The sequence below is a fragment of the Lewinella sp. W8 genome (assembly GCF_004375085.3).
Lineage (GTDB): Bacteria > Bacteroidota > Bacteroidia > Chitinophagales > Saprospiraceae > Neolewinella.
Map to the genome: position 1 here is coordinate 1 of NZ_SNAQ03000027.1, position 26500 is coordinate 26500.

Consider the following 26500-nt stretch of genomic DNA (forward strand, 5'->3'; position numbering starts at 1 on the left):
TGATAACTTTCCATTGGCTGTTGGTCAGCGGAGCATAACGCCTCTGCATGTTTTAATCGGTTTAGTCACCTCATAAAACAGGCCAACAGCTGATTTTGTGTCCCAATAAAATTCCCAAACAAGCTCTAAGATTCTCTTGAACCTGGATTACATTATTGTAATTTTCCAAGTAATATTTTATTTCTGGTTCTGATTTGACGCTTCCTGAAGGTGTAAATATCCATAAAAGTATTGCAAATAGTAGTCCAAATAATGATATGGGAACTGTATTTTCTAAAATTACACCCCATTTGAACCATCTAGATATTTTATCAATAGTGCTTTTATCTGACATGAGATCCTTTTAATTTAGATTGTGCTGGTTTATGGTGAATAGGTTGGCCTATTGTTACTTCTCTTAGAACTTAATACTGGTTTAGCTTGGCAGAAAGCTTAACATCTAGGCTTGGAAGAATGCTTTAATTGACACATCACTCAATGGTCACATGAGTTGATCTAATCACTATGGTAGCTAGGGATAGGCATCAAGGGTTGGGTCTAAATGTAACATATAACTTGTCATCATATTTTATTGCATCAAAATAGCATTATTTCCAACATTCTTCTGAGGATTTTACCAACCTGTTGTCATACAGTTGCTTATGTAGACCTTCCGAGTCCCTCACTGCCCACCCCAAAAGCCCGCTTCCACCCAGGTGGAGGCGGGCTTTTCTATTATCGGTAAAACCCATAACAGCCTAAATCCTCAGCAGCAAAATCACTCCCCAAAAACCCTAACCTCCCCCTCCCTTTCCAAATTAATCGTCGGCGTCCCGTTGAAATCCCGCACCTCACCACGCACGGCGATGACCTGCCCTTCGTAGGTGGCCTGGGGGTCGCCGGTGAAGTTGACGAGGTCCTGCTTGCGGATGAAGACGGAGAAGAGCTGGTTGGGGAACTTTTTGTCCAGGTTGAGCCAGAGGTTGCCGCTGCGGGAGTAGCGGCTGCTAACGACCGTGCCGACAACCGTGACGGTGCGGCCGTTGCCCATCTGTTGTTTGGCCTGGACGGTGTTGAAGTGGCCGCGGGGCAGCGAGGGCGGGTAGATGGGGTCCACGTCACCGGCCTTGACGGCCGGTAGCCAGTGGGCCTTGTCCAGGGTGGCTTCGATCGCGGACTGGTTGGCGATGCGGTTGAAGAAGTCCAGACCGGTGAGGGTCTCCACGGCGTCGACGGAGACGGCGTAGTGCTCGATGGGGTAGGCCAGGCGCTCGTTGGGCATGAGGAAACCGATGGCCTTGCCGGCCTCCAAATCCAACACCACCTTGAAAAACTGCCGGGGGATGGATACTTGGTTAATTCCCCGCTCGATGACCGGGAGGTCATCCGTCAGTACGCCGCCGGTGACGACGTAGAGCTGGGTGGTGGGGTGTTCGAAGACGTAGCCCCGCAGCAGGCTTTCCAGCTCGGCCCAGCCCTCGCGGTTGAAGTCGGCTACCTGGGGCGACATATTGGAATAGAAGTAGCTTTCCGACAGGGCTTTGGCGGACCAGCGGAAGTCCGCCGAGGGCGCCAGGTGACCGCGGTCGTAGCCGAAGCCGTCGTAGTTGTAGTCGTCGGTGGTGCCGGGTTTGAGTTCCTTGAGGAAGTAGTCGGCCTCCACGGCCGTGCCCGTGGGGACTTTGGGGTCCACCCGGAAGTCGTTGCTGCGGTACTGCGTGCCGGAGATGATCTCCGGCGAGATCACGTGGGCCACCCAGCGGGCCTGCTCGTGGGACTCGCTGTACTCGAGCATCATGGCGCTGTGCTCGATCACGTTGTTGCCCGGCAGGCCGACGGCCCGCAGGTCGCGGCGGACCATCGCCAGGTGAATGTCCTCGATTTCGGCCACCACCCGGTCGCGTTGCTGCTCCAGCGCCTCCCGGCGGGCCTCGGCGTCGGCTAAACGATCATCCAGCGACTGGGCCAGGCCCAGGTTCACGGACAGCGCAAGAAAGAGGAGGAGGGTAAGGGTGCGAAGCATAAGGATAACAGCGTAATCTGGAGGAAATAAGGGGAGTTGAAGTAGTAATGAACGTAAAGGAATAAAAATTTGATGGGTGGATGATTTTTTCCTTTTCCATTAGCCCTCATCTTGAAGCTGTTCAGCTATTCGCTCCATCCCAGAGGATGCGGTAGCGCCGGATTTATCCGGTGAAAGGTTTTCGATCAACGGCTAAAGCCGTCGCTACGGAAGTAATTTGTGTTGGCGTGAAGAGAAATTTCTCGGTTGGAGCGTGGCACCTATCCTGAAGGATTACCAATAGTATTATCAACACCGCTCCAACCCATACCCCCGGCACCGGCGCTCCGCGCAATAAGTATGGTCTCACGCTTGCTGAACGTCCTTATCTCCTGGCCTCATTCCTGCTTCAGCATCCGCAGCGGGAAAGCGCCCCGCGGCCCCGCGAGCTGCACCAGGTAGATCCCTGCCGGAAGCGACTGCAAGGCCCGCAGCGGCATCCGGTGCGTGCCCGGTGGCCAGGGCTGGCGTGCACGCTCCCGGACCAGCATCCGGCCGGATACGTCCAGCACCTCGACGGAAAATTCGGTGGGCTCAAGGACCGTGAAGGTGAGCGTGGTGGTCGTCGATACCGGGTTGGGACTCACGCTGACCCCGGACAAAAAATTGGCCAGTGAGCGGTTGGCGGTAGTGCCGGACTGCACGAAATCGTCGTTGTTGCGGGGCAGCAGTTTCAGGTTGCCGCTGCCGTAGCTAATCAGGCCCGTGACGGACTGAAAGGCCGTGTCGGTGGTCACTACCCGGGCGGGCACGTTCAGGCGGCCATTGTTCGTGGCCCAGAACTCGTCGTTGATGTAGGACACGTTCAGGGAGGAAGACACCGAGGCGGTGGCTCGACCCGTCAATACCCGGCAGCCGGTCTGGGGGGTGGCGGGGTTGGTGCCGATGCGCCACTCCCCGAAGTTGTTGTTGACGTCGGCGTTGACTTCCACGACATGGATCAGTCCGCCCGGATTGCTAAACCTGACCAGCATGCCTTCGTACTGCTCGTTGGTGGCAAGGCCGTAGGTCGTGAACAGGGCGGGGTCCAGCTCCAGCGGCTCGATGGTGCCCGTGCCCGTCACGTTTACCTGGGAGATGTTTTCCAGGACGGTCATCCCGCCGACTTCATCCACCGTTCCGGTCACTTCGACTTTGTCGCCAATCGCCAGGCTGATGAGGTCGGGGCCGCCACTGACGAGGGGAATGCCGGCCCACTCCGTGGCCCCCTCCTGCTGGATGTAGATGTACCCCAGGTTGTCGGCTTCGGCCGAGGCGGTTACCACTCCCGTCACCGTCACCTCACTGCCCAGGAAGGTAGACGCGTCAGAGCCTCCTCCGATGTTGACCGTCTGAATGTCCACGATGGTGTTGGATTGAGCAAAGCCGGGCGGGGAAATGGTGCCGAGGAGGAGCAGGCAAATAAGGGTGATGGGTGGTGTTTTCATGGTTGCTAGTGTTGTGCACCCCTAAAATACGGGGTTTCGCACACTATCCTCAAGTCCGCGCGGCAAACGCCGGCGGCACCTTTATTTTCCAATCGACTCCCCCATCCGTACGAAGGTCTCGTAGCCCCGGCGGGTGTTCTCGAGGAGATCGGCGTCGATGGTCAGCCGCTCGCGGTCGGCGAGCACGACGATGCTGGAGCCGCCGAAGGCGAAGTAGCCCATTTCGTCGCCCTTCTGGCAGTGCTCTCCCGGAGCGTAGGTGGAGATGATGGAGCCCACCATGGCCGCGCCCACGGGCGCGAGGAGCACCCGGCCGTAGTCGGTGTCCTCCAGGAGGGTGTACTCCCGCTGGTTTTCGACGAAGACCTTCGCGAAATCGTGCACCAGGGCGTGGGGGGAAACGGACAGGTAGCCACCGTTGATGACCTGGCTCGCCGCGGGTGTGCCGGCACAGGGAAAGTGGTAGCGGTGGTAGTCGTTGGGGGCCAGCCGCAGGATGAGCATCACCGCGTCGTGGAAGCGCTCGGCCAGGGCCTTGTCCGCCAGGAAGTCCGGCAGCGTGAAGGCCCGTCCCTTGACGTAAAATTCGTTGACGCCGCTGGCGTTGTCGAAGGTCAGCAGTCGCCCGTCGCCGGGAGAGACGAAGCCCTCACCGATGGGGCGTACGCCCGGTTTCAGCTTGCGGTAGAAGAAGTCGTTGAAGGAGGTGAATTCCTCCAGGGATTTTTCGGCCTCGCTCAGATCGATGCCCAGGGACTCCACGAAGCCCGGGATGCGCTTGACCGAAGCGGGTTTGTCCATCCGCCGCCCGTATAGCTCGGTGAGGAACTTGCGCCGGGCCAGCGGCAGCACCACGCCGCGCCCCACGCTGGTGCCGTAGAGGAACTTCAAGAGTCCCTCGGCCGGCGGTGATTCCGTCAGCAGTTGGCCCGTGGCGCGGTCGACGTACTGAATTTGCATGCGTGATTGGTTAGGAGCGAAGCGCGTTGCCGGCGGCACCGGGGAAGCTACCCCTGCAGTACGCCGGTAACCCGCTCAGGGTTCAGCGGCAAAATTAAGTTTTTGTGGTGGGTTGGGATTTGCCGTGACCGCGAGGCCCTGGTTGTTGTACCCAACAACTGCAGACCTCGCTCGGGTAAGGAGGACCCTTCCAGGGCCCTTGGGGATTCCTTAGCCTTAGCCTCCGCCTTCTCCTCCCCCCAACAATTTCCTCCATCCTAAAACCCAAATCCTCCCTCCTTATGCTTACTTTGCCCTCCGCTGTTACTTTGCACCTGCGCTCCGTCGCCCCAAAAGGAAGATAAACGCAGCCGGTGCCAACTTACGATCATGTCCAACTACAAAAATAAAGTCGTCGTCATCACGGGCGCGGGATCCGGAATCGGCCAGGAACTAGCCATGCAATTTGCCGCCAAGGGTGCCATCCTGGCCCTCAACGACTGGAACGAGGAGGCCCTCAACCAAACCTGGGAGATTTTGCCCGAAGAAGCCCGCGGTCAGAAGGCGGCCTTCGACGTTGGCGACCGGCAGAGCGTGGAAGGCTTCGCCCAGCGGGTGCGCAAGGGACTGGGCCGGGTGGACATCGTGATCAACAACGCCGGCATGAGCGTGCAGCAAACCCCCGTGATTTATTCGGAGGTGGAGCAGTACGAGCGCGTGATCCAGATCAATTTATGGGGCGTCATCTACGGCTCGCTGGCCTTCCTGCCCTACCTGCGGGAGCGCGAGGAGGGCGGCTGCCTGGTCAACATCAGCAGCGTCTTCGGCCTCTTCGGCTTCCCCGGCTCGGCGCCCTACAACGTGAGCAAGTTCGGGGTGCGGGGCTTCACCGAAACGCTGCGGGTGGAGATGCGCAGCACCAACCTCCAGGTCGTCTGCGTGCACCCCGGCGGCATCAAGACGAACATCGCCGAGAACATCGAATACGACAGCGAGGCGGAAAAGAAGCGCTTCGTCAACACCTTCAACAAGCAGGCCAAAACGACGGCCGCCGAGGCCGCGCGGGTCATCATCGACGGCATCAGCCGCGGCCGGAGCCGGGTGCTGATCGGCAGCGACGCCCGCTTCATCGACAAGATCACCCGCCTGATGCCCGCCAGTTACGAACGCATCCTGACGCGCTGGCTGAAGCCCGAACGCTTCCTGGCGCCACCAAAATAATGGCCGACCGTCAACATCTCGGCCAAAATTGCCTTATATCCGGGGTGGCTACTTCCAGCACGATGGAATAGTCTGCCATTTTTTTTCTTTCTTGTGCGTTGCTTCCCGCCGGACAGACTGACCGGTGAAAAATTTTGTGGGTGGGTCCCGGATAGTTTCATGACCAGGACATTTGCCATGAGATACTTACGCGACAGCCCGTGGGCGACGGCCCCGAGTTCCGTAATGCTCGTCGGGGTCGCTGTTTTTAAGAAAATGCAGCGGCGCGCAGGTGCCTTGTTTCCGCTCAGGACGCCATGTTTTTTGCTCCACTCACCCATTAAACCATTTGCCCCAACGCTAGCCAACGGGAGGTGCTACATTCAACTCAAAACCAAATTGCACGAAATGACCAAGCTTGCCTTAAGCTGGTCGTCGTTGTTGCTCTTGCTGCTCTTGCCCCTGGTGGGCTTCAGCCAGAACAGCGCCGATGACCGTCCCCCGGTGACCGGGGCGTACTTTATCCAAAACGCCCTGGTCGTCACCCAACCCGGGGCCGAACCCACCATGAGCAATGTCCTGATCCGCGACGGCCTCCTGGCCGGCATCGGGAAGAACATTACCGCTCCCGCCGACGCCAAGGTGATGAAGGGGGACTCCCTCTACGTCTACGCCGGTTTTATCGACGGCCTCTCCCACGTGGGCGTACCCAAGCCCAAGGACGATGACCGCCCCCGCTACGAAGGCTACCCCGGCACCGCCCCCAACGACGTGGCGGGCATCCAGCCCGATCGGTCCGTAATGGAGATGATCAAAGCCAGCGATAAGTCCGTAGAAGAAATGCGGAAACTCGGCTTCACGACCGCCCACGTGGTGCCCCACGGCAACATGCTGCCCGGTCAGGGCGCCATCATCCAGCTCGGCGGCGACGTGGCCAACGACATGGTCATCCGCAAGGGAACTTCCCTCTTCGCCCAGTTCGTGGGCGGCCGCCGGGTGTACCCGGCTACCGACATGGCCATCATGTCCAAATTCCGGGAGCTCTACAAGCAGGCCGAGCAGGCCAAGACCCACGCCGCACGCTACGCCAAGAATCCCCGCGGCATGGCGCGCCCGGAAACGGACGCCGTGCTGACGGCCTTTGACGCCAGCATCGATAAGAAGCGGCCCATCTTCTTTGCCGTAGACAACGTCAAGGAAATGCACCGCGCGATGACGCTGCAGAAAGAACTCGGCTTTCCCCTCGTGCTGGCCAACGTCAGCGACGGCTTCCGCGCCATGGACATGCTGAAATCTTCCGGCACACCCCTGTTCCTGAGCATGGAGTTGCCCGAAGACAAGGCCGGTAAGAAGAAAAAGGACGACGAGAAGGAGGAAGATCCGGTGAAGGCCAAGATGGAAGAACGCCGGATGGCGGCCATGAAGGACTACGTCGGCCAGGCCGCCATGATGGCCAAGGCGGGTGTGCCCTTCGGGTTCTCCAGTATGGAAGTAAAGGCTAAGGACGTGCGGGGTAACCTGGAGCGCATGATCGGGGCCGGCCTGACGGCCGACCAGGCCCTGGCCGCCCTGACGACCACCCCCGCCAAAATGCTCGGCCTGTCCGACATGCTGGGCACGGTGGAAAAGGGCAAGATTGCCAACCTGGTGATTTCCGATAAGCCCTACTTCGAGAAGGGAGCCAACGTCCGCTACGTTTTTGTGGACGGCATGCCCCACGAATATGAGGTGAAGAAAAAGAAGACCAAGAAGGCCGGAGATGCTAACGCCACGGCGAAGGCCGCCGGCAGCTGGTCGGTGGAAATCGACGCCCCCGGCCAGGACGGCGACGTGGAGATGACCATTACCGGAGAGCCCGGTGACTTCAGCGGAAGCTTGTCCTTTGGCGGAGAGTCCACCAGCCTGTCGGCCATCGAACTGGACGGCAACACGCTGACCTTCGAAGCCAAGATTGACGCCGGAGGCCAGTCGCTGCCCCTGAGTTTCGAGGTCGTCATCGACGGCGACAGCTTCGACGGTTCCGTAACCGCGGGCAGCTTCGGCACCTTCGACGTGGAGGGCAGTCGCAAAGACCCCGAGTAACCACCGCCCCAATCCAAAAAAAAGAATCATGAAAAGATTAGCATTATGCTTCGGACTGATGCTCGTTTTCGCGGGGCTTTTCGCCCAGACGGAAAAGGGTAGCGTCCACATTAAAAACGGTACGGTCATTACCATTACCGACGGCGTCATGGAAAATACGGACGTCCTCATCGAAAATGGCATCATCACCCGGATCGGTAAGAACCTGCGCACGCCTTCCGGTGCCCGCGCGGTAGACGCCACCGGGCAGTACGTGATGCCGGGCATCATTGACGCCCACTCCCACATCGCTCTGGACGCGGTCAACGAAGCCACCAACGTGGTGACGGCAGAGGTCTGGACCGGCGACGTGCTGGACCCCATGGACGTATCCATCTACCGGGCCCTGGCCGGTGGGGTAACGGCCTCCCACGCCATGCACGGATCGGCCAACGCCATCGGCGGTCAGTGCGAGACCATCAAGCACCGCTACGGCACCTACAATCCGGACGACCTGAAGATGGTCGGCGCGCCCCGTACCATCAAGTTCGCCCTGGGCGAAAACCCCATGCGCGTACACGGAGAGGGCAACCGCATCATCCCCCGCACCCGGATGGGTGTTGAGCAGGTATTCCGCCAGGCCTTCTCCGAGGGCAAGGCCTACATGGAAGCCTGGGACGCCTACGAGAAGAAGAAAGCCACCGACGCTACGGCCGTACCCCCCAAGTATGACCGCCGCATGGAAACGATGGCCGACATCCTCAAGGGAGACATCATCATCCACTGCCACTCCTACCGCGCCGACGAAATCCTGATGCTGATGAACGTCTGCCGCGACTTTGGCGTCAAGCGCCTCGTGTACCAGCACGTGAACGAAGGCTTCAAGGTGGCGCCCGAGCTGGCCGAATTCGGTGCCGGTGCTTCGGTATTTGCCGACTGGTGGGCCTACAAGTTTGAAGTCTACTACTCCACGGCCTACAACGCCGCCATCCTGACCAAGAATGGCGTGGTGACCTCCATCAACTCGGACTCCGGCGACTACATCCGCCACCTGTTCCACCAGGCGGGCAAGACGCAGCGCTACGGTGGCCTGACGGACAACGAGGCCCTGCGCCTCATCACCCTCAACCCGGCCATTCAGCTCGGGATTGATGATCGGGTGGGATCCATTGAGAAGGGGAAGGACGGTGATATTGCCATCTTCAGCGCTCACCCGCTGTCGATTTACGCCGTGCCCCAGATGACGATCGTAGACGGTATCGTACGCTTTGACATCAAGGAAGATTCGGACGATATGCGCCTGGACGTCAACCCCGAAACCACCGACAATATGATGCTGGAATACGACGAAGACCATCGTTGTATGGAAGGTGTCAGTGAACAAATGCACTCGCATAAACACTAAAGAAAAATCCATGCGCTACACAAGCACAGTATTTATACTATTCCTCGTAGGGCTGTTCGCCGCTCCGGCGCTGAACGCCCAGGTGGTGGGCAAGCACGAAAAGGGGGCCTTCCTCTTCAAGAACGCTACCATCGAAACCGTTACCAAGGGCACCGTCAAGGGAGACCTGCTGGTGGAAGACGGTAAAATTACCGGTATCGGCACCAGCATCACCGCGCCCGCGGGCGCGAAGGTGGTGGACTGCACCGACCAGTTCATTTACCCCGGCTTCATCGACGGGGGTACCCAGCTGGGTCTGATTGAGGTGGGCTCCGTTTCCCTGACCCAGGACGCCAACGAAATCGGGGACGTCATCCCCTACATGGACGCCCTGACGGCCGTGAACCCCAACTCCGTGGCCATTCCCGTAACCCGGGTGGGCGGCGTGACGACGGTAATCACCATGCCCACCGGGGGCATCTTCCCCGGGCAGGCTTCCCTGATTAACCTCGTCGGCTACACCCCCGACCAGATGTACGCGGGCTTCAAGGCCGTGCGGATGAACTTCCCCTCCAGCGGCTCCCGCGGGCGGTGGGACCGCCGCAGCGAAGAAGACCGTAAGAAGGACGAGGAGAAGAAGCTCAAGCAGATTACGGACCTGTGGGAAGAGACCCGTCTTTTCGCCAAGGTCAAGGAGGCCAAGAAGAAGGACTCCAGCGTCAAGCTGAACTACAACCCCAGCCTGGAAGCCATGATTCCGGTCGTAAACGGTGACATGGCCCTCCTGATCGAGGTCAACCGCGACGCCGATATTCTCTCCGCCCTGCGGTGGATCAAGAAGAACGACGTGAAGGCCATCCTCACGGGAGTAGCCGAGGGCTGGCGGGTAGCCGACAGCATCGCCGCCGCCAAGGTTCCCGTCATTACGGGACCGGTCATCAACATCCCCTCCCGGGGATCGGATCGCTACGACCGTGCCTACGCCAACGCCGGACTGATGCACAAGGCGGGCGTAACCGTTGCCCTGCGGACGAACAATACCGAGAACGTGCGCGACCTGCCCTTCCACGCCGGTTTTGCCGTGGCTTACGGCATGGACCGTCAGGCCGCTCTGGAAGCCATCACCATCACCCCCGCCCGCATGATGGGCCTCGGTGACCAGATCGGTTCCCTGGAAGTGGGCAAGGTGGCTAGTCTGTTCATCTGCGACGGAGACCCCTTCGAAACCAGCACCCAGATCAGCAAGGTGGTCATCGAAGGATGGGACATCCCGATGGACAGCCGCCACATCCAGCTGTACAACGAGTTCCTCAACCGGACCCCTGGCGTGAAGGACTGATTAGGGACTTAGTCTGTTAGACTTTTGGTCTGTTAGACTTTTGGTCTGTTAGTCTTTTAGTACGTTAGACTTTTAGTCTGTTAGTCTTTTAAAACGTTAGTCTTTTAGTCCGCTGGTTCGATGGTGTTTGGACGGGCGGACATGATGGGCGACGGCTTCCGATGGGTATCGGGGGCCGTCGCTTTTTGTTGGGGCTAGATGACGGAATGCTGGACTCAAAGGACAGCTAAATCAATGTTTTTTCGGGCGCCTTGAAGACGCAATCAACCATCAGTGTTGTCCTCGAAGTGTTTATCGGGCTGAACCGTTGGTTCGCCTCGATAATCCTTTGAGAGTCAACCTGTCAAACCCCAATTTCAGTCTTTTAGTCCGCTGGTTCCATGGTATTTGGACGGGCGGACATGATGGGCGACGGCTTCCGGTGTTATCGGGGGCCGTCGCTTTTTGTTGGGGCTAGATGACGGAATGCTGGACTCAAAGGACAGCTAAATCAATGTTTTTTCGGGCGCCTTGAAGACGCAATCAGCCATCAGGGTTGTCCTCGAAGTGTTTATCGGGCTGAACCGTTGGTTCGCCTCGATAATCCTTTGAGAGTCAACCTGTCAAACCCTAATTTCAGTACTTTAGTCCGCTGGTTCGATGGTGTTTGGACGGGCGGACATGGTGGGCGACGGCTTCCGGTGTTATCGGGGGCCGTCGCTTTTTTAAGGGGTCAGATGACGGAGTACTGGAGGAAGTCGGCCTTTTCGGGATAGTCCGTGGTGTAGTGGAGGCCGCGGCTTTCGTGCCGCAGGGCGGCGGATTTGGTCACCAGGTGGCCGATGGTAATCAGGTTGCGGAGTTCGCACAGCTGGGGGCTGACCAGGGTGCTTTTGTAGAGCTCTTCGGTTTCTAACGAGAGGAGTTCAATCCGCTTGCGGGCCCGTTCGAGGCGCTGGTTGCTGCGCACGATGCCCACGTAACTGGACATGACCTCCTTGAGCTCCTTGATGCTCTGGGTGATGAGGACGAGTTCCTTGGGTTCCGTGGTGCCGGTGCGGTTCCAGCTGGGGATGTCTTCGCGGCGCGCGTAGAGGTCCACGTTGGCGGCAATGCTGTGCGCAATCCGGTGACCGAAGACCAGGGCTTCCAGCAGGCTGTTGCTGGCCAGGCGGTTGGCACCGTGCAGTCCGGTGCTGGTGCACTCCCCGCAGGCGTAGAGCTGATTGATGGAGGTCTGGCCGTATTCATCCACCTTCACGCCCCCGCACATGTAGTGGCAGGCGGGCGTGACGGGAATGAAGTCCTTCATCGGGTCGATGCCGATGCTCATGCACTTCTCGTAGATGGTGGGGAAGTGGGCGATGAATTTGTCTTTATCGAGGTGGGTGCAGTCCAGGCACATGTATTCTACCCCGCCCAGCTTCATTTCGTTGTCGATGGCCCGGGCGACGATGTCGCGGGGAGCGAGGCTGCCCCGGGGGTCGTAATCGTGCATAAATTCCGTTCCGTCGGGGCGTTTCAGGATGCCCCCGAAACCGCGCACGGCCTCACTGACCAGGAAGGCCTGCGGATCCCGCCCGGGATTGTAGAGTGCCGTGGGGTGAAACTGCACGAACTCCATGTTCTCCAGGTGGGCCTTGGCGCGGTAAGCCATGGCAATTCCGTCGCCGGTGGCGATTACCGGATTGGTAGTCGCCCGGTAGATCTGTCCGTTACCGCCGGCACAAAGCACCGTGGTGCGGGCCAGTACGGTATCAATTTCTCCGGTTTCCTTGTCCAGCACGTAGGCTCCGTAGCACTGGATATCGGCGGTCAGCTTGGTGACGATGTGGCCCAGGTGGTGCTGGGTCAGCAGGTCGAGGGCAAAGAAGTGTTCGTGCACCTTGACGTTGTCCAGGGTGGCGGCCTTGGCGCTCAGGGCCCGCTGAATCTCCCAGCCGGTCAGGTCCTTGTAGTGAAGGATGCGGTTTTCGGAGTGCCCACCCTCGCGGCCGAGGTCGTACTTCTTAAACTGGTCGGTGTCGAAGCGGGTGCCCCACTGGATGATTTCCTCCACCCGCGTGGGGCCTTCTTCCACCACGATGCGCACGATGTGCTCGTCGCAGAGGCCGGCACCGGCGTCCAGGGTGTCTTCGATGTGCTTTTCGAAGGTGTCGGAACCGTGGTCCCATACAGCGGCCACTCCGCCCTGGGCGTAGCTGGTATTACTCTCCCGTTCGTTGACCTTGGTGAGGACGTCGATCTGGAGGTCCGGACGAAGAATGGCGAGTTTGATTGCCGTGCTGAGGCCGGCGATGCCGGACCCGATCACGAGAACATCAGTGCGAAGCATGGAAATTACTTTAAGTCTGGGGGCGGTAGTAGGACGTGGCCCGTTATGGCAGGTAACTAAAAAAGGGGGCACCTGGTTGGGAGGAGCACCCGAAAGGCGGCGTAAAATAGGAAAGCCGGCGAGCTTAGGCCCCGGGAAGCCGCCCAAACAATTCCCCCACGCGCTCCAGCACCGGTGCCCAGCGAAAGGCTTCCCGTCGGGCCCGGCCGTTTTCTACGAGTCCGGAGGCGAAGAAGGGGGTGTGGACGAGCTGCTGCAGCGCCTCCGCAATGCGCTCCGCCGAAACACTTGGCACCAGCGCTCCGGCGCCCCCCAAAATATCTTGCTGGTGACTCACCACGGGCACCTCGGCGTGCCAGGCATCGAGGATGTCCAGCGGAAAAGCCGGGTGGTCGGAAAGGTTCAGTAAGGCCCGGGAGGAGCCCAGGATGCGGGCGTATTCCCGGGGGGCTTCCGGGCGGGAAAAGAAAATGTCGCCCCCGGAGGTGAGGCGCCGCAGCGTGCGCGACTGCCCGGCCCGGGAGCCCAGCAGCAAGAGGCAGACGTCTTCGTTCTGGAGCTTGCGGAAGCGTTGAAAACCCCGCACCAGCGGCAGGGTGTTTTCGTCCTGCCGCCCACCGGCGTGGGCCACGAAATAGGGGCGTCCCTTCGTGTAGACCTCGCGCGTAATTTTCCGGGTGTTGGCCGGTTGGGGAGCGATGTCCGTAACGGGACCGTGCCCCACCACGTGGATTTGCGCGTTGAGGTCGCTCAGGTGTTCCCGCAGGCGGTTGGCCAGTGCCCGGTGCGGCACGATAATGTGGCGGGCGTTTTTGATCTGGCGCATGTCTTCCTGGGGCCGTGGCCGGAAGAACAGCCACCGTCGTTGGGGCGGCGCCAGCAGGTCGTCCAGACGGCCCAGCAGAAGGATGGTCTTTTCCGGACTGGCGGTATCCTCCAGTCCCGCCCGGATGCTTTCCGCCCGTTCGGGCCACCGGGCGGCAATCTTTTGCTTCAGCGTGGTGGCGAATACGTCCGTGGTCATGAGGGGGAGGTTTCGCTCAGTAGGTCCTCCAGGTGGTGGCGGGTGACCCCGAAGGTTTTCTTGAGGTGCCGGATTTCTTCCCGGGCTTTTTCCCGTCGCCGACCGCGTACGGCCGTGATCATGACGTTCTTGGCCGTGTGCTCGAGGGGGATGAACTCAAAGAGTTTGGTCTTGTAGCCCTCCGCTTCGAGGAAGAGGGCCCGCAGGCCGTCCGTCAACATCGCCGCCTGCCGTTCCAGGATGATGCCGTTGCCCAGCAGGGGTCGTAGTCCCTTGGGTACTTCCATGTCCCGCCGCACCTGTTTCTGGCAGCAGGGGGCCACGACCATGATTTCCGCGCCGGCGCGCATGCCGTGGTGCAGGGCGTCGTCGGTGGCCGTATCGCAGGCGTGCAGCGCGATGAGGGCGTCGATCCGGGTGGTGGTGAAATTATCGATGTAGCCCTCCTCGAAATGGAGTTGGGTGAATTTGCATTCCCGGGCCACCTTCCGACATTTTTCCACGAGTTTGGCCCGCAGTTCCACGCCCGTCACCTTGACGCGCAGGCCGAGGGTATTGGTGAGGTGGTCGTAGAGGGCGAAGGTGAGGTAGCCGCTCCCGGAGCCCATGTCGACGATGTGGGCACCACTGGGCAGGGGGTGTTCCCGCAGCAGGCCGTCCATGATCTCCACGAACTTGTTGATCTGCTTGAATTTTCGCTTCCCTTCCTTTTTTACCTCGCCCTGGTCATTCGTAATACCCAGGGCCCGGAGGTAGGGGCGGCGGGCGTGTACCAGCCGATTTTTTTCCCGGTTGTGGTCCGTGTCTGGCGTGGCCATTTTTGGGGCGCCGGGGCGCCGGTGCAGTGTTTTTCGGATCAGCCGGGTATTTCCCTTGCGGTTCATCATCAGGCTGAGTTGCTCGGTGGTGGTGTAGAGGTCCGCGTGCAGGAATTCTTCTCCCATGGCCGCCGACAGCTGGTTCAATCCGCTTTCCAGCGGATGGTTTTTCACTTCTTCCCGGTCGGGGAAACGGTGCGCGATCTGTAGCTGCATCCCTCCCCGGATTTCCACCAGGCGGGCGTAGAGATTTTTGGGGAAATCGGCGCCTTTGCTCCGGGGTTTACTGAGGGTGAGCTTGGCCAGGTCACCGGCCCGGGCGGCCGATCGCGCTACGGACCAAAATTGCTGTAATGCCTCCTTTTCTGCCATGGGCGCAAGATACGCAGACGGGGAGGATACGCCCTATTGCGAAATTGCGGCTGGGGTAGGTCAAAAACAAGAATTGTTTTAAATTATTTTAATTCGTGAATTTATACAATATTTTGTTGATTTTAATTTCCCCCAACCCTATTTTTGGAACCTAAACAAAACCACCCAATAACCATGACTACCCAGCAAATTGCCGATCGCCTCGTAGAACTGTGCCGTACCGGCCAGTTTGAAGAAGCCTACACCTCCCTCTTCAGCCAGGACGCCTCCTCCCACGAAGCCCCCGGGGTGCCCGACGGCACCGTGGTCGGCCTGGACAATATGCTCGCCAAGAGTAAGGCCTGGGGCGAAGACATGGAGGCGGTGCACGAGATGACCGTCACCGATCCCTTCGTCTACGATAATTTTATCAGCGTCGGGATGTACATCGACGTGGAAAAGAAGGACGGCACCCGCGAAAAAGGCTCCGAAATCTGCCTCTACGAGGTAAAGGACGGTAAGATCATCAGTGAACGCTTTTTTTACCAGATGCCGGGTTAAGCCAGTGGCCTACCCCGTGTGGCGCATAGTGGGGGAGCCTCCACTATGCGCCCTTTCCCCTTATCTTTAGGTAGCGTCAAGCGCCTACATTTTCCCCATCCTTTACCCAATAACCACCATCCCAAGCTATGCCAGCCATTCACATCAGTCGATCAATCGACGTCGACGCTACTCCCGAGAAGGTTTACGAAATCGTCAGCAATTTTCACCACTGGCGGCCCTGGTCGCCCTGGCTGATTGCCGAGCCGGAGGCGAAGGTCTCCGTTGCGGAAGACGGAAAGTATTACGAATGGGAAGGCCAGCGGACGGGTGTCGGCAACATGACGGTCACCGACAGCACGGCTCCGAGCCGGGTGGACTACGACCTGGAATTTCTCAAGCCCTGGAAATCGAGCGCGAAGGTCAGCTTCGACTGCCGGGCGAAGTCCGGGGGTGGCACTACGGTCAGCTGGAACATGGATACGAGCCTGCCGTTTTACCTGTTCTGGATGAAAAACTCCATGATCGCCTACCTCAACTCCGACTATGACCGCGGACTGGCGATGCTCAAGGAATACGTCGAGGACGGAGCGGTAAGCTCCCAACTGGAATTTCTCGGCTACGGAGAGTATCCCGGAACGGCTTACGTGGGGATTACCACCGCCACCACCCAGGCCGACGTAGGTCCGCAAATGAACGCCGACCTCACCAAACTCGCCAAACATCAGGAGGAAGGGGTATTCAGCGCCAGTGGCGCACCCTTTTCCATTTACCATAAGTTTGACATGGTTAAGAATCAAGTCAACTACACGATTGCCCTGCCCGTAGCGGAAGCTCCCGCGAGCCTGCCCGCAGGACTCAAGGCCGGAAGCATACCCGCCACCAGAACGTACACCCTGCGGCACGTTGGCCCCTACAAACACCTGGGCAACGCCTGGTCGGCCCTGGTCATGATGCAGCGGGGAAAGGAGTTTAAGGTGCAGCGGGGCATCCACCCCTTTGAGGTCTACGGTAATGCTCCGGGGGAGGTTCCGGACGAAGAACTCATCACCGATATTCACTTCGCGGTGAAGTGAGGGGAGGGCCGGGATACATCCCGGCCTTTTCCTTTTCAGGTTCTTCCTTTCGTCAATAGTGGATATCGTTATTCCTGACTTTTTCCACCGAGGCTTCGATCAGCTGCTTCAGGACGTCCAGGTCCACGTCGCTCAGGCGCTTGATGTACAGGCAGCTTTTGCCCGTTTTGTACTTGCCCAGTTTAGCGAGTAAGTCGGTTTCCCGCTCCACGCCACTCATGAGGTACACGGATATTTTTCCTTTACGGGGGCTGAATCCCGTCAGCATCCAATCCCCCTCTCTTCCCGTGGGGTAGACGTAACGGAACTTGCCAAAGCCAATGATACTGGGCCCCCACATGACCGGTGGGGAATCGGTCACCTCACGCATGGTCTTCAGAATCCACTGACTGTCTTCGCGTTGCTGCTCATCGGTGACGGCAGCCAGGAAGTCCTCGGGACTTTTTTCCGTGGGTTTGGTTTTATTTTCGGCCATGCTACTTATTATATAGTTGGAGAAATGGAGAGGTTCCACCAAGTTAACGGCAAAGGCCGACATGGCAACTTCTCCCCCACGAAAAGCGTTCCAGAAATAAGAACAACGTAAATTTTCTTCCGAAGGCTTGTCTAATTCACCGCTTCGTTATTAAATTTGCGTCGCTTTAGCGGGAACGCCTGCTAATAAATTAAGGTGCGGTAGCTCAGTTGGTAGAGCAATGGACTGAAAATCCATGTGTCGGCGGTTCGATTCCGCCCCACACCACCCAAGGAAAACCATGACCAACTTCCTCCATCATCACCATGCTGCTATGTCTTGCCCCGTCGGCGAGCGGTAGTTCTGGTGGAAGAACCTGGTTTCCCAAAAGCTATCAAAAGGTCCGTCGGAGCTACTCCGTCGGGCCTTTTTTGTTTCTACCCCCTTCGTATCGAAAACCAAATAACCAAGAAATGTCGACCCCCCGTCTTCGCATTGCCGTGCAAAAATCCGGCCGCCTGTTGCAGGATTCCATTCAGTTGCTGAAAGAGTGTGGCATCAGAATCGACAACGGCCGTGATCAGCTCAAAGCTCCGGCCCGTAATTTTCCGGCGGAAATTCTGTACCTCCGCAACAGTGACATTCCGCAGTACATCCAGGATGGCGTAGCGGATATTGGCATCATTGGAGAAAACACTCTCGTTGAGAAAGAGAAAGAAGGGGAGGTCGTACAGCATCTTGGTTTTTCGAAGTGCCGCCTGAGCCTGGCTACGCCCCGCGGCACCGTCTACGCGGGGCCGCAGGACCTCAACGGAAAGCGGATCGCCACCAGCTACCCCAACAGCCTGCGGGCCTACCTGAAGGCGCAAGACATTGATGCGGAGATTCACGAAATTTCCGGATCGGTGGAGATCGCCCCGAACATCGGCCTGGCCGATGCCATCTGTGACCTGGTTTCCACGGGCTCCACGCTCTTCAAAAATGGTCTGGAGGAACGGGACATCATCCTGAAGTCCGAGGCCGTCATTGCGGCCAGCCCCAAGATTGACGCTACCCGCCGGGAAATCCTGGATCGGCTGCTCTTCCGGATTCGTTCCGTGCTGGCGGCCCGCAACCAGAAATATTTATTGATGAACGTGCCAAACCAGAAGGTGGAAACGATCATTAAGATGCTGCCGGGGATGCGTTCGCCTACGGTACTGCCGCTGGCCGAAGCGGGCTGGAGCAGCGTACACACGGTGATCGCCGAGGACAGCTTCTGGGACATCATCGATCAACTCCGCGAAGCCGGAGCCGAAGGCATCCTCATCGTTCCCATCGACAAAATGATTGTCTAATCCAGAATGAGTAGCATGCGTATTTACGATAACCCACCGCGCGCCGACTGGCCGGAGCTGCTGAAGCGCCCCGCCAAGGATCTCTCCAACCTACAGAAACGAGTGGGGGAAATCATGGCCGCCGTAAAGCAGCGGGGTGACGCGGCCCTGCGGGAGTTCACCGCGCGCTTTGACGGGGTCGAACTCGACCAGTTGGCCGTTCCGGCCGCGGCCATCAAGGCTGCCGGCGATAAGCTGAGTCCGGAGTTGCGGCGGGCTATCCTCACCGCCCGACAAAACATCGAGACTTTTCACCGGAGTCAGGTCACTACGGCCGAGGTGGTGGAGACCATGCCCGGGGTCCGCTGCTGGCGGGAGAGCCGGGGCATCGACCGGGTGGGTCTGTACATTCCTGGGGGGACGGCCCCCCTGTTCAGTACGGTGCTGATGCTGGCCGTCCCGGCCAACATCGCCGGTTGTGAAGAAATCGTGCTGTGTTCTCCGCCCGATAAGTCGGGAGAAATTCATCCGGCCATCCTCTTTGCGGCGGACGCCTGTGGGGTGACCAAAATTTTCCGGGTCGGTGGGTCGCAGGCCATTGCGGCCCTGGCCTACGGCACGGAGAGCGTGCCGGCGGTGTACAAGATCTTCGGTCCCGGTAACGCCTACGTTACCGTAGCCAAACAACTGGCGATGCTGGACGGGCTGGCGATTGACATGCCGGCCGGTCCGAGCGAAGTACTGGTTTGCGCGGACGCAGGTGCCGAGGCCGCCCACGTAGCCGCGGATTTGCTGAGTCAGGCCGAGCACGGCCACGATAGCCAGGTTGTGCTGGTCGTAGATAATCAGGAGCAGGCAGAAACGATCCGGGAGGAAGTGCAGCGGCAACTGGCGGATCTTCCCCGCCGGGAGTTGGCCGAACAAAGCATTGCCAACAGCCTGACGGTGGTGTTCTCCAATCCACAGGATCGTGTGGACTACGTCAATGCCTACGCTCCGGAACACCTTATCCTGAGCATGCAGGAGGCACGGGCGTTCAGTAAGCAGATTCGTAACGCCGGTTCCATCTTTTTGGGATACCACACCCCGGAGAGTGTGGGCGACTACGCCAGCGGCACCAACCATACCCTGCCCACCTACGGATACGCCCGCAACTACAGCGGTGTGAGCCTGGACAGCTTCGTGAAGAAAATCACCTTTCAGGAGCTTACGGCCGACGGACTGCGTACCCTGGGGCCCACCGTGGAGGTGATGGCTGCCGCCGAAGAACTTGATGCCCACAAGAACGCCGTCAGCCTCCGACTGGCGAGCCTGAAAGCCCAATAAATCATTGCCCAACCAAACAACATTGCACCCGCGATTCGCCAAAATTTAAAAACATGACCGCCACCGAAACCATTTCCTGGACGCCGGAAAAAATCCGCGAACTCGTCCGACCGAATATCCTGACGCTGAAGCCCTACTCCAGTGCCCGGAGTGAGTTCAAGGGCGTTGCCGAGGTGCTGCTCGACGCCAACGAAAGTCCCTTCGATAATGGCGTCAACCGCTACCCGGACCCACTGGCCACCGCCGTGCGCCAGGCCATCGGTGGTTTGCGCAACGTCGATCCGGAGCGCATCATGCTCGGCAACGGCTCCGATGAGTTGGTCGACTACGTGACGCGTATTTTCTGTCACCCCGGACGCGACGCGGTGCTGGCGCTGCCCCCAACCTTCGGGATGTACAAGGTAGCGGCGGGCATCAATGACGTGGAGTTCCGGGCGGTCAACCTGCTCCCCGATTTCACCATTCCGGTAGACCAACTCAAAGGGGCCTTTGACGATAAGACGCGGATCCTCTGGCTCTGCAGTCCCAACAACCCCAGCGGTAACGCGATGGACCCGGCCGTGATGGAGGACCTGATCCGGACCTTCCCCGGCATTGTGGTGCTCGACGAGGCCTACATCGACTTCACCCCGGAGGCCAGCTTCTTGCCTCGCCTCGATGAATTCCCGAACCTGATCATTACCCAAACCATGTCGAAGGGTTGGGGTATGGCCGGCGCCCGCGTGGGGATGGCCTTTGCCTCCGAGTTCATCATCACGATGATGAAGGCCATCAAGCCGCCCTACAACGTGAACGTTATCAGTCAGGAGCGCGCGCTGGCGGCGCTGCAACGCCCCGAGGTGATGCAGGCCAAAGTCAATACCCTGATCGGGGAGCGAAAGCGGCTGGCCCGGGAGCTGGACAGCTTGGCCTGTGTGGAGTACATCTTCCCGTCGGTGACCAACTTCCTGCTGGTACGCTTTCAGGACAGTGCGGCCGTGTACCAGTTTTTGCTGGACCGTGGCATTGTGGTCCGCAATCAAAGTTACCAGCCCAACGCCGAGAACTGTCTGCGGATCACGGCCGGACTTCCCGAGGAGAACGACCGTTTGCTGGCGGCGCTGCGGGAATTTGATGCTCAATAAGTATAAGAACCACAATTTCGCGTAACGTGCAAAAAGTCCTTTTCCTAGACCGTGACGGTACCCTCATCCTGGAGCCCGAAGACTACCAGGTCGATCACATCGACAAGCTGAACTTTTATCCCGGTGTTTTCCGGTGGTTGGGGCGCATCGTGCGGGAGCTGGACTACCAGCTCGTCATGGTGACCAACCAGGATGGACTTGGCACGGACAGCTACCCCGAAGAGAATTTCTGGCCCACGCACGAAGCCATGCGGCGTGCGCTGGCGGCCGAGGGCATCACCTTCGCCGAAGAAATTATTGACCGCACCTTCGCGGCCGACAATCAGCCCACCCGCAAGCCCGGCACGGCCCTGCTCACCCATTACCTGGAGGGGGCGTACGATCTGGCGAACAGTTACGTCGTCGGTGATCGATTGACGGACATGCAACTGGCCAAAAACCTGGGTGGTAAGGGCATCTGGATTGCGAACGATCCGGAGTTGGGTAACGAGGAACTGGACGCTGACCAACTGGCGAGTCTGGACGATACCATTGCGCTGCGCACGACCGACTGGGAGGAAATCTACCGCTTACTGCGGCTGGAAAACCGTACGGCCAGCATCCGTCGGACGACCAAGGAAACGGACATCCAGATTGAACTGGATCTGGACGGCACGGGCAAGACCCGAATGGATACCGGCCTGGGGTTCTTCGACCATATGCTGGATCAACTCGGCCGCCATTCCGGTTGTGACCTGAGCGTGAAGGTGGCCGGTGACCTCCACATTGACGAGCATCATACCATTGAGGACACGGCCATCGCCCTGGGCGAAGCCTTCGGCGCGGCCCTGGGGAATAAGATGGGCATTGAGCGGTACGGTTTCCACCTGGTGATGGATGAGGCCCTCGTACAGGTCGGCCTTGACTTCGGCGGACGCCCCTGGCTGGTCTGGGAAGCAGCCTACAAACGCGAAAAGATCGGGGATATGCCCACCGAGATGTTCCACCACTTCTTCAAGTCGTTTAGCGACGGCGCGAAATGCAACCTGAACATCAAGGCCGAAGGGCAGAACGAACACCACATGATCGAGGCGACCTTCAAGGCGCTGGCCAAGGCCATCAAGATGGCCAAGCGCCGTGACGTGGACAATATGCGACTGCCCTCCACCAAGGGAATGCTCTAAACTCAAAAAAGATAGGTGCCATGGTAGCCGTAATTGACTACAATGCCGGTAATATTCGATCCGTGCTCTACGCCCTGGAGCGCATCGGGGTGGAACACGTGCTGACGAGTGACCACGACGTGATCCGCGCCGCGGATAAGGTGATTTTTCCGGGGGTGGGCGCCGCGGCGTCCACGATGGCTCACCTGAACGAGACGGGCCTGAGTGACCTGATCCGTTCCCTGACGCAACCCGTCTTCGGGATTTGCGTGGGGATGCAGCTGCTCTGTAGCCACAGTGAGGAAGGGGACGTGCCCTGCATCGGGGTGTTTCCGGAGCGGGTCCGGAAGTTTGTACCGACCGATGGCGAGAAGGTACCCCACATGGGGTGGAACGACGTCAGCCTGACCGAAAAGAACGACTGGGTGAGTGATTCCGTGAACGGAACGTACTGCTACTACGTGCACAGTTACTACGTGGAAGCCGGCCCCGATACGGTAGCCACGACGGCGTACTGCGGCAAAACCTTCGCCGCCATGATGCAGAAGGACAACTTCTACGCCGCGCAGTTTCACCCAGAGAAATCCGCTGCGGCGGGGGAGCAGATCTTGCGGGATTTTCTGGCGTTGTAGGGGTGAATTTTGAAATGGATTACGGTTGGTTGGCCCAATGACCGCGAGGCCCTGACCGGAGCTATCGCTCCGGTTGCAGACCTCGCTCATGGAGGAGGACCCTTCCAGGGCCCGGGTCAGGATAACCGAGACCGCGATAACCAAAGCTCGGGCCACGTAGCCCTTCACCTCACCGCCTCGTAGCCCACCATAATTTCCTTGCGTTCCGGACCCCAGCGGTAGCCGCCGAGGGCGCCGTTTTGGCGCAGCACCCGATGGCAGGGAATCAAGAAGGCGATAGGGTTTTTCCCGATGGCCGTGCCTACGGCACGGACGGCAGCGGGCTTCCCAACCTGGGTCGCAATGTCTCCGTAGGAGCGAAGGTGCCCGGAAGGGATCTGCAGCAGCGCCCGCCAGACACTCAGTTGGAAGGGCGTTCCCCTTAGGTCCAGGACCAGTGGTTTATCGGGTAGCTGCCAATCCTTAAAGAATCGGCCGACGGCGCGCAGGTGCACACTATCTCCCCGGTGCAATCGTGCCTCGGGGAATTCCCTACGGAGCTCCTGCTCCGGGTTAGCGTTCCTTTCCAAAAAAGAAAGAAAACAGATCCCCAGTTCGGTGGCCGCCGCCAGCGCCACGCCAAACGGGGTAGTAATTTCCCGGTAGGTGATGTCGACGCCCGCGCCCCGGTCGCGCCACGCTCCGGGTGAGCACCCCTGCAGCTGCACGAACAGATCGTGCAGCCGGCCGTTGCCGGATAGCCCCGCAGCGTGGGCGGCCTCCAGGGTGGAGACGCCGGCCCGCAGGCCGGCCTTGGCGTGCTCCAGCGTCAGGTGTTGCAAAAACCGCTTGGGACTCACCCCCGCCCATTCCCGAAACAGGCGCTGGAAGTGATACTTGCTCAGGTGCACGTGGGCCGCTACGTCCTCCAGACTGGGCTGCTCCTGCGCGTGTTCCCGCAGGTAGCGGATGGCCGCCGCCACCCGCTCGTAATGGTGTTCGGTTGGTGTCATGGTCCAAAAGTAGGGGAGGTGCGGAGGCAGCACAATCCGATTCTTGCGGAGTTCGTACTTTCCTCACCTCACGCAATCCCAATCGCTTCCAATTCTTCCGTCGTCACGTTTTTGATCACGCGGTTTTCGCGGTCCCACTCCACCCGCTTTCCCGTGCGGTAGGCGATGGTGGACATGTGAGCAGACATGGCCTCCTCAAAGCCTTCCTCAATGCCACAACTTACGCCGTGGTCGTTGCGGATGGCACTGAGCCATTCCCGCATGTGCAGGAAGGTGGAATCCACCCGTTTACCGTCGCGGTAGGTCCACATGAGGCCCTTGTCCGCAAAGTACTTGGCAGTGGCGCCGGTTACGCCGTCCACACCCTTTGACGCCGGGTTGTATGCGTACATCGGCGTGGTGGTCGAGACCAGCTGATCCTGCAACATCTCCTCGTAGCGGGTGGATCGCGCGTCGGGGTAGACGGTGAGTTGAGCACCCAGCTCCATCGTTCCGTCGTGGCCCATCAGCAGGGTGGGCCGACTGAACTGGTTCCCCAGCGTGGCGCTGTAAATGAAGGTCATGCCCTTTTCCTTGCCGGATTCCTGGGAGCCGCCCCGGTAGTAGTCTTCGTATTCCATCACCACCTGAAGTACGTCGGGAACCGTCCGCCCGTCGCGGTGGGTGTACACCCCGCCGGAGCAAACCACGGCGTCGGGAATCCCCATATTGAGCAGGCAATTCACCCGGTCGTAATCGTGGGTGAGGAGGTCGCCGGTCAGCCCCGTACCGTATTCCCACCACTTGCGCCACCGGAAAAAGTGTTCCTTATTGAAGGGAATTTTGGGGGCGTTTCCGAGGAAGTTTTCCCAGTCGATGGTCTGCGGACTGGCCTTCTCGTGAATGTGGTACTGCCAGGCACCGTTGTCGTCGTTCCGGTTGGTGTTGGTCTGAATCAGAGAAATGTGGCCCAGGATGTTTTTTTCGATGATGTCTCTGGCCGTCAGGAAGCTCTGCGTTTGCCGGTGCTGGTGCCCCAGCTGGAATTTGATGGCGGAATTTTTGACCGCATCGTAAAGGGCGTAGGTTTCGGCCACTTTGTGGGTCATGCATTTCTCCACGTAGACGTGTTTACCCGCGGCAATGGCCGCGAGGCTCATCGGTGCGTGCCAGTGGTCGGGGGTGCCGATGACGACGGCGTCCACCTCGGGCGATTCGAGCAGCTTGCGATAGTCCTGGTAGATCGTTGGCGCCTGACCATCCACCGTTCCGGCAGCCTGGGCCAGTTCCCGACGAACCTCAAAAGCATCGCAGACCGCGGTGATCTTTACGTTGAGGTTCTCCTGCTCCAGGAAGTCCTTCAGGCGGGTGTCCTTCGGGTTTTTCATGGCCCGTTCCTTCATGCCTGCTTTCCACTGTGGGGTGGCGAAGCCCAGGGCGCGGGTCAGTTGTTCGCCGCGGATGCCGAAGCCGATGATGCCCACCCGAATGGGATCACCGGCCATCGGGCCGGTAGCGGGTGGCCGGGCGGGTTCGACGTTCAGTTCGTCGAGGATTTGCCGTTTGGCCGCCTGGTCGCTCTGGTATTTGGCCAGCGCTCCGGCCGCAAAGGCTCCCAAAACGGGAAGACCGATTAGGCCCTTGACGAAGCTGCGTCGTTTGGTATCCGCACCCTCCATTTTTTCTTCGTTCTTATTCGTTTCCATGATCAGTATTTAAGCGGTTGCGTAGGTGCGTTTCAGTAGGCCATCCAGTCCCCAGCGTTGGCTCGACGGGAAAACCATTAAGACCCCCAGGGCAAATAGCTCAATGAGATTTTTATTGATGAAGAGGTAGCTTCCCTCACTGGGTAATGCGTATTTCACGTCAATCAGCGGTGGATGCGAGAGGAAGTAGAAACCAAGCAAGATGATTCCCCCCAGGGCGGCCCAGCGCGTCATGAAACCGAAAAGCAGGCCTAAGCCAATGAGGATCAACCCCCAGACGTTGGCCGTGTCGACCACGGAAAGGACGGTAGGATTGCTGCCCATTTCGTAAAAAAGATCCTTGAAGGGGCCGGCGGAATCCGTCAGGTAGCCCCGGGCCGACCAGTTGGGGTTCCAGAGCTTTACGACCCCTTCGTAGAGAAAGTGCCAACCGATGGCTAGGCGTAAGACTACCAGGAAAAACTCCTGGCCCTTAGTGTAATTTGTCATGATCAGTGTGCTTTAAGCGGCTGATCCGTCCGGAGGTTGGAAAGGAGAACGGAGGGTTCTGCCGTCCGGTGCGGAGCAACAACCCCCGTAAAGTAAGGGCGTTCCGTTACGGACTTAGTGATTTTGGTCAGCCTTGCGGGAGACTTTTGTTGCGAACCTTTTTTCTTCTTTGGGGAACCAATTGGATGCCCGTAGATGTTATGTCCCGATAAGCAAAATACACTCCCATGAGTTACGTAATGGTGGACGTCGAGACCGACGGTCCCATCCCCGGTGATTATTCCATGGTTTCCCTCGGTGCGGTCATCGTCCGGGAGGGGCTGGAGCATACTTTCTACGGAAGGTTACGGCCTATTTCTGATCGCTACGTGGAGGAGGCCCTCCGGGTTTCGGGCCACTCCCGCCAGGAGACACTGACCTTTGATGACCCCGCCGAGGTGATGGCCGCCTTCGCCGACTGGGTGGCGGAGTACTCCACCGGTCGGCCCCTCTTCATTAGCGACAATAATGGCTTCGACTGGATGTTCGTCTGCTGGTATTTCCATCACTTCACCGGCGGTAATCCCTTCGGTCATTCCTCCCAGAACCTGGGCAGCCTGTACAAGGGACTGGTCAACGACGTCTTTAAAAATTTCAAGCACCTGCGGGAAACCTCCCACACCCACCATCCGGTGGACGACGCCAAGGGAAACGCCGAAGCCCTGCTGAAGATGAAGCGGGATCTGGGGTTGAAGATTCCTTTGAAGTGATTTTTAGGGCAACGGAGTGCCGGTGCCGGGTTGTTCGGTAAGGCGCAATGGTCAGTAATAATCATTTCTCCCATACC

General features: G+C 59.0%; 22 protein-coding genes and 1 tRNA gene. 13 read left to right on the forward strand and 10 right to left on the reverse strand.

Annotated features, from left to right (window positions below; genetic code table 11):
- Positions 1 to 757: 757 nt before the first annotated feature.
- The 3 genes from E1J53_RS22205 to E1J53_RS22215 form a co-directional block, all read right to left on the reverse strand.
- Positions 758 to 2002 (reverse strand): DNA/RNA non-specific endonuclease, encoded by a 1245-nt coding sequence (locus E1J53_RS22205; RefSeq protein WP_134274626.1) that lies wholly within the window; start codon positions 2000 to 2002, stop codon positions 758 to 760.
- 377 nt (positions 2003 to 2379) lie between these two features.
- On the reverse strand, positions 2380 to 3468 hold the full coding sequence (locus E1J53_RS22210) for a T9SS type A sorting domain-containing protein (RefSeq protein ID WP_134274627.1): 1089 nt from the start codon (positions 3466 to 3468) through the stop codon (positions 2380 to 2382).
- Positions 3469 to 3549: 81 nt separating this feature from the next.
- Entirely contained in the window at positions 3550 to 4428 is an 879-nt protein-coding gene (locus E1J53_RS22215; RefSeq protein ID WP_134274628.1) for a phosphatidylserine decarboxylase, read from the reverse strand.
- 369 nt (positions 4429 to 4797) lie between these two features.
- Between E1J53_RS22215 and E1J53_RS22220 the strand changes: the two genes are divergently transcribed.
- From E1J53_RS22220 to E1J53_RS22235, 4 genes are all read left to right on the forward strand, one after another.
- Positions 4798 to 5628, forward strand: coding sequence for an SDR family oxidoreductase (locus E1J53_RS22220; protein WP_134274629.1), 831 nt, complete (start codon positions 4798 to 4800; stop codon positions 5626 to 5628).
- A 387-nt stretch (positions 5629 to 6015) separates the two neighbouring features.
- Positions 6016 to 7689, forward strand: coding sequence for an amidohydrolase family protein (locus tag E1J53_RS22225; RefSeq protein WP_134274630.1), 1674 nt, complete (start codon positions 6016 to 6018; stop codon positions 7687 to 7689).
- 28 nt (positions 7690 to 7717) lie between these two features.
- Entirely contained in the window at positions 7718 to 9073 is a 1356-nt protein-coding gene (locus E1J53_RS22230; RefSeq protein WP_134274631.1) for an amidohydrolase family protein, read from the forward strand.
- 10 nt (positions 9074 to 9083) lie between these two features.
- Positions 9084 to 10391: an amidohydrolase family protein gene (locus tag E1J53_RS22235; protein WP_134274632.1), complete on the forward strand. Its 1308-nt coding sequence runs from the start codon at positions 9084 to 9086 to the stop codon at positions 10389 to 10391.
- 712 nt (positions 10392 to 11103) lie between these two features.
- On the opposite strand, the gene nadB is transcribed toward E1J53_RS22235, so the two are convergent.
- From nadB to E1J53_RS22250, 3 genes are all read right to left on the reverse strand, one after another.
- The gene (gene nadB / locus E1J53_RS22240; protein WP_134274633.1) at positions 11104 to 12705 is read right to left on the reverse strand and encodes an L-aspartate oxidase; all 1602 of its coding nucleotides are present in this window, start codon (positions 12703 to 12705) and stop codon (positions 11104 to 11106) included.
- Positions 12706 to 12829: 124 nt separating this feature from the next.
- On the reverse strand, positions 12830 to 13729 hold the full coding sequence (locus tag E1J53_RS22245; protein WP_134274634.1) for a glycosyltransferase: 900 nt from the start codon (positions 13727 to 13729) through the stop codon (positions 12830 to 12832).
- Positions 13726 to 14919: an SAM-dependent methyltransferase gene (locus tag E1J53_RS22250; protein ID WP_134274635.1), complete on the reverse strand. Its 1194-nt coding sequence runs from the start codon at positions 14917 to 14919 to the stop codon at positions 13726 to 13728. Before E1J53_RS22250 ends, E1J53_RS22245 begins: the two co-directional genes overlap by 4 nt.
- Positions 14920 to 15093: 174 nt before the next feature.
- On the opposite strand from E1J53_RS22250, the gene E1J53_RS22255 reads away from it, so the two are divergent.
- Complete coding sequence (locus E1J53_RS22255) at positions 15094 to 15459, forward strand: SnoaL-like domain-containing protein (RefSeq protein ID WP_134274636.1); 366 nt, start codon at positions 15094 to 15096, stop codon at positions 15457 to 15459.
- A 128-nt stretch (positions 15460 to 15587) separates the two neighbouring features.
- Positions 15588 to 16514, forward strand: coding sequence for an SRPBCC family protein (locus E1J53_RS22260; protein WP_134274637.1), 927 nt, complete (start codon positions 15588 to 15590; stop codon positions 16512 to 16514).
- Between the two features lie 52 nt (positions 16515 to 16566).
- Here E1J53_RS22260 and E1J53_RS22265 read toward each other — a convergent pair whose 3' ends face one another.
- Complete coding sequence (locus tag E1J53_RS22265; RefSeq protein WP_134274638.1) at positions 16567 to 16989, reverse strand: DUF1801 domain-containing protein; 423 nt, start codon at positions 16987 to 16989, stop codon at positions 16567 to 16569.
- Positions 16990 to 17183: 194 nt separating this feature from the next.
- On the opposite strand from E1J53_RS22265, the gene E1J53_RS22270 reads away from it, so the two are divergent.
- The 6 genes from E1J53_RS22270 to hisH all read left to right on the forward strand — a co-directional run bounded on the left by E1J53_RS22270 (position 17184) and on the right by hisH (position 22508).
- Positions 17184 to 17256: transfer RNA gene (locus E1J53_RS22270), tRNA-Phe, on the forward strand.
- A gap of 185 nt (positions 17257 to 17441) precedes the next feature.
- A complete protein-coding gene (hisG, locus tag E1J53_RS22275) occupies positions 17442 to 18305 on the forward strand; it encodes an ATP phosphoribosyltransferase (RefSeq protein ID WP_134274639.1) in 864 nt (287 codons plus the stop codon).
- Positions 18306 to 18320: 15 nt separating this feature from the next.
- Complete coding sequence (gene hisD / locus E1J53_RS22280) at positions 18321 to 19610, forward strand: histidinol dehydrogenase (RefSeq protein ID WP_134274640.1); 1290 nt, start codon at positions 18321 to 18323, stop codon at positions 19608 to 19610.
- Between the two features lie 53 nt (positions 19611 to 19663).
- Complete coding sequence (gene hisC / locus E1J53_RS22285) at positions 19664 to 20734, forward strand: histidinol-phosphate transaminase (protein ID WP_134274641.1); 1071 nt, start codon at positions 19664 to 19666, stop codon at positions 20732 to 20734.
- 26 nt (positions 20735 to 20760) lie between these two features.
- A complete protein-coding gene (gene hisB, locus E1J53_RS22290; RefSeq protein WP_134274642.1) occupies positions 20761 to 21897 on the forward strand; it encodes a bifunctional histidinol-phosphatase/imidazoleglycerol-phosphate dehydratase HisB in 1137 nt (378 codons plus the stop codon).
- 20 nt (positions 21898 to 21917) lie between these two features.
- Entirely contained in the window at positions 21918 to 22508 is a 591-nt protein-coding gene (gene hisH / locus E1J53_RS22295) for an imidazole glycerol phosphate synthase subunit HisH (protein ID WP_134274643.1), read from the forward strand.
- 164 nt (positions 22509 to 22672) lie between these two features.
- Here hisH and E1J53_RS22300 read toward each other — a convergent pair whose 3' ends face one another.
- From E1J53_RS22300 to E1J53_RS22310, 3 genes are all read right to left on the reverse strand, one after another.
- Positions 22673 to 23500 (reverse strand): bifunctional transcriptional activator/DNA repair enzyme AdaA, encoded by an 828-nt coding sequence (locus E1J53_RS22300; protein ID WP_134274644.1) that lies wholly within the window; start codon positions 23498 to 23500, stop codon positions 22673 to 22675.
- A 68-nt stretch (positions 23501 to 23568) separates the two neighbouring features.
- Positions 23569 to 25185, reverse strand: coding sequence for a Gfo/Idh/MocA family oxidoreductase (locus tag E1J53_RS22305; RefSeq protein ID WP_216650090.1), 1617 nt, complete (start codon positions 25183 to 25185; stop codon positions 23569 to 23571).
- Between the two features lie 9 nt (positions 25186 to 25194).
- Entirely contained in the window at positions 25195 to 25674 is a 480-nt protein-coding gene (locus E1J53_RS22310; protein WP_134274645.1) for a DoxX family membrane protein, read from the reverse strand.
- A gap of 227 nt (positions 25675 to 25901) precedes the next feature.
- Here E1J53_RS22310 and E1J53_RS22315 point away from each other — a divergent pair, with 227 nt between their 5' ends.
- The gene (locus E1J53_RS22315) at positions 25902 to 26423 is read left to right on the forward strand and encodes a 3'-5' exoribonuclease (protein WP_134274646.1); all 522 of its coding nucleotides are present in this window, start codon (positions 25902 to 25904) and stop codon (positions 26421 to 26423) included.
- The last annotated feature ends 77 nt before the right edge of the window (positions 26424 to 26500 follow it).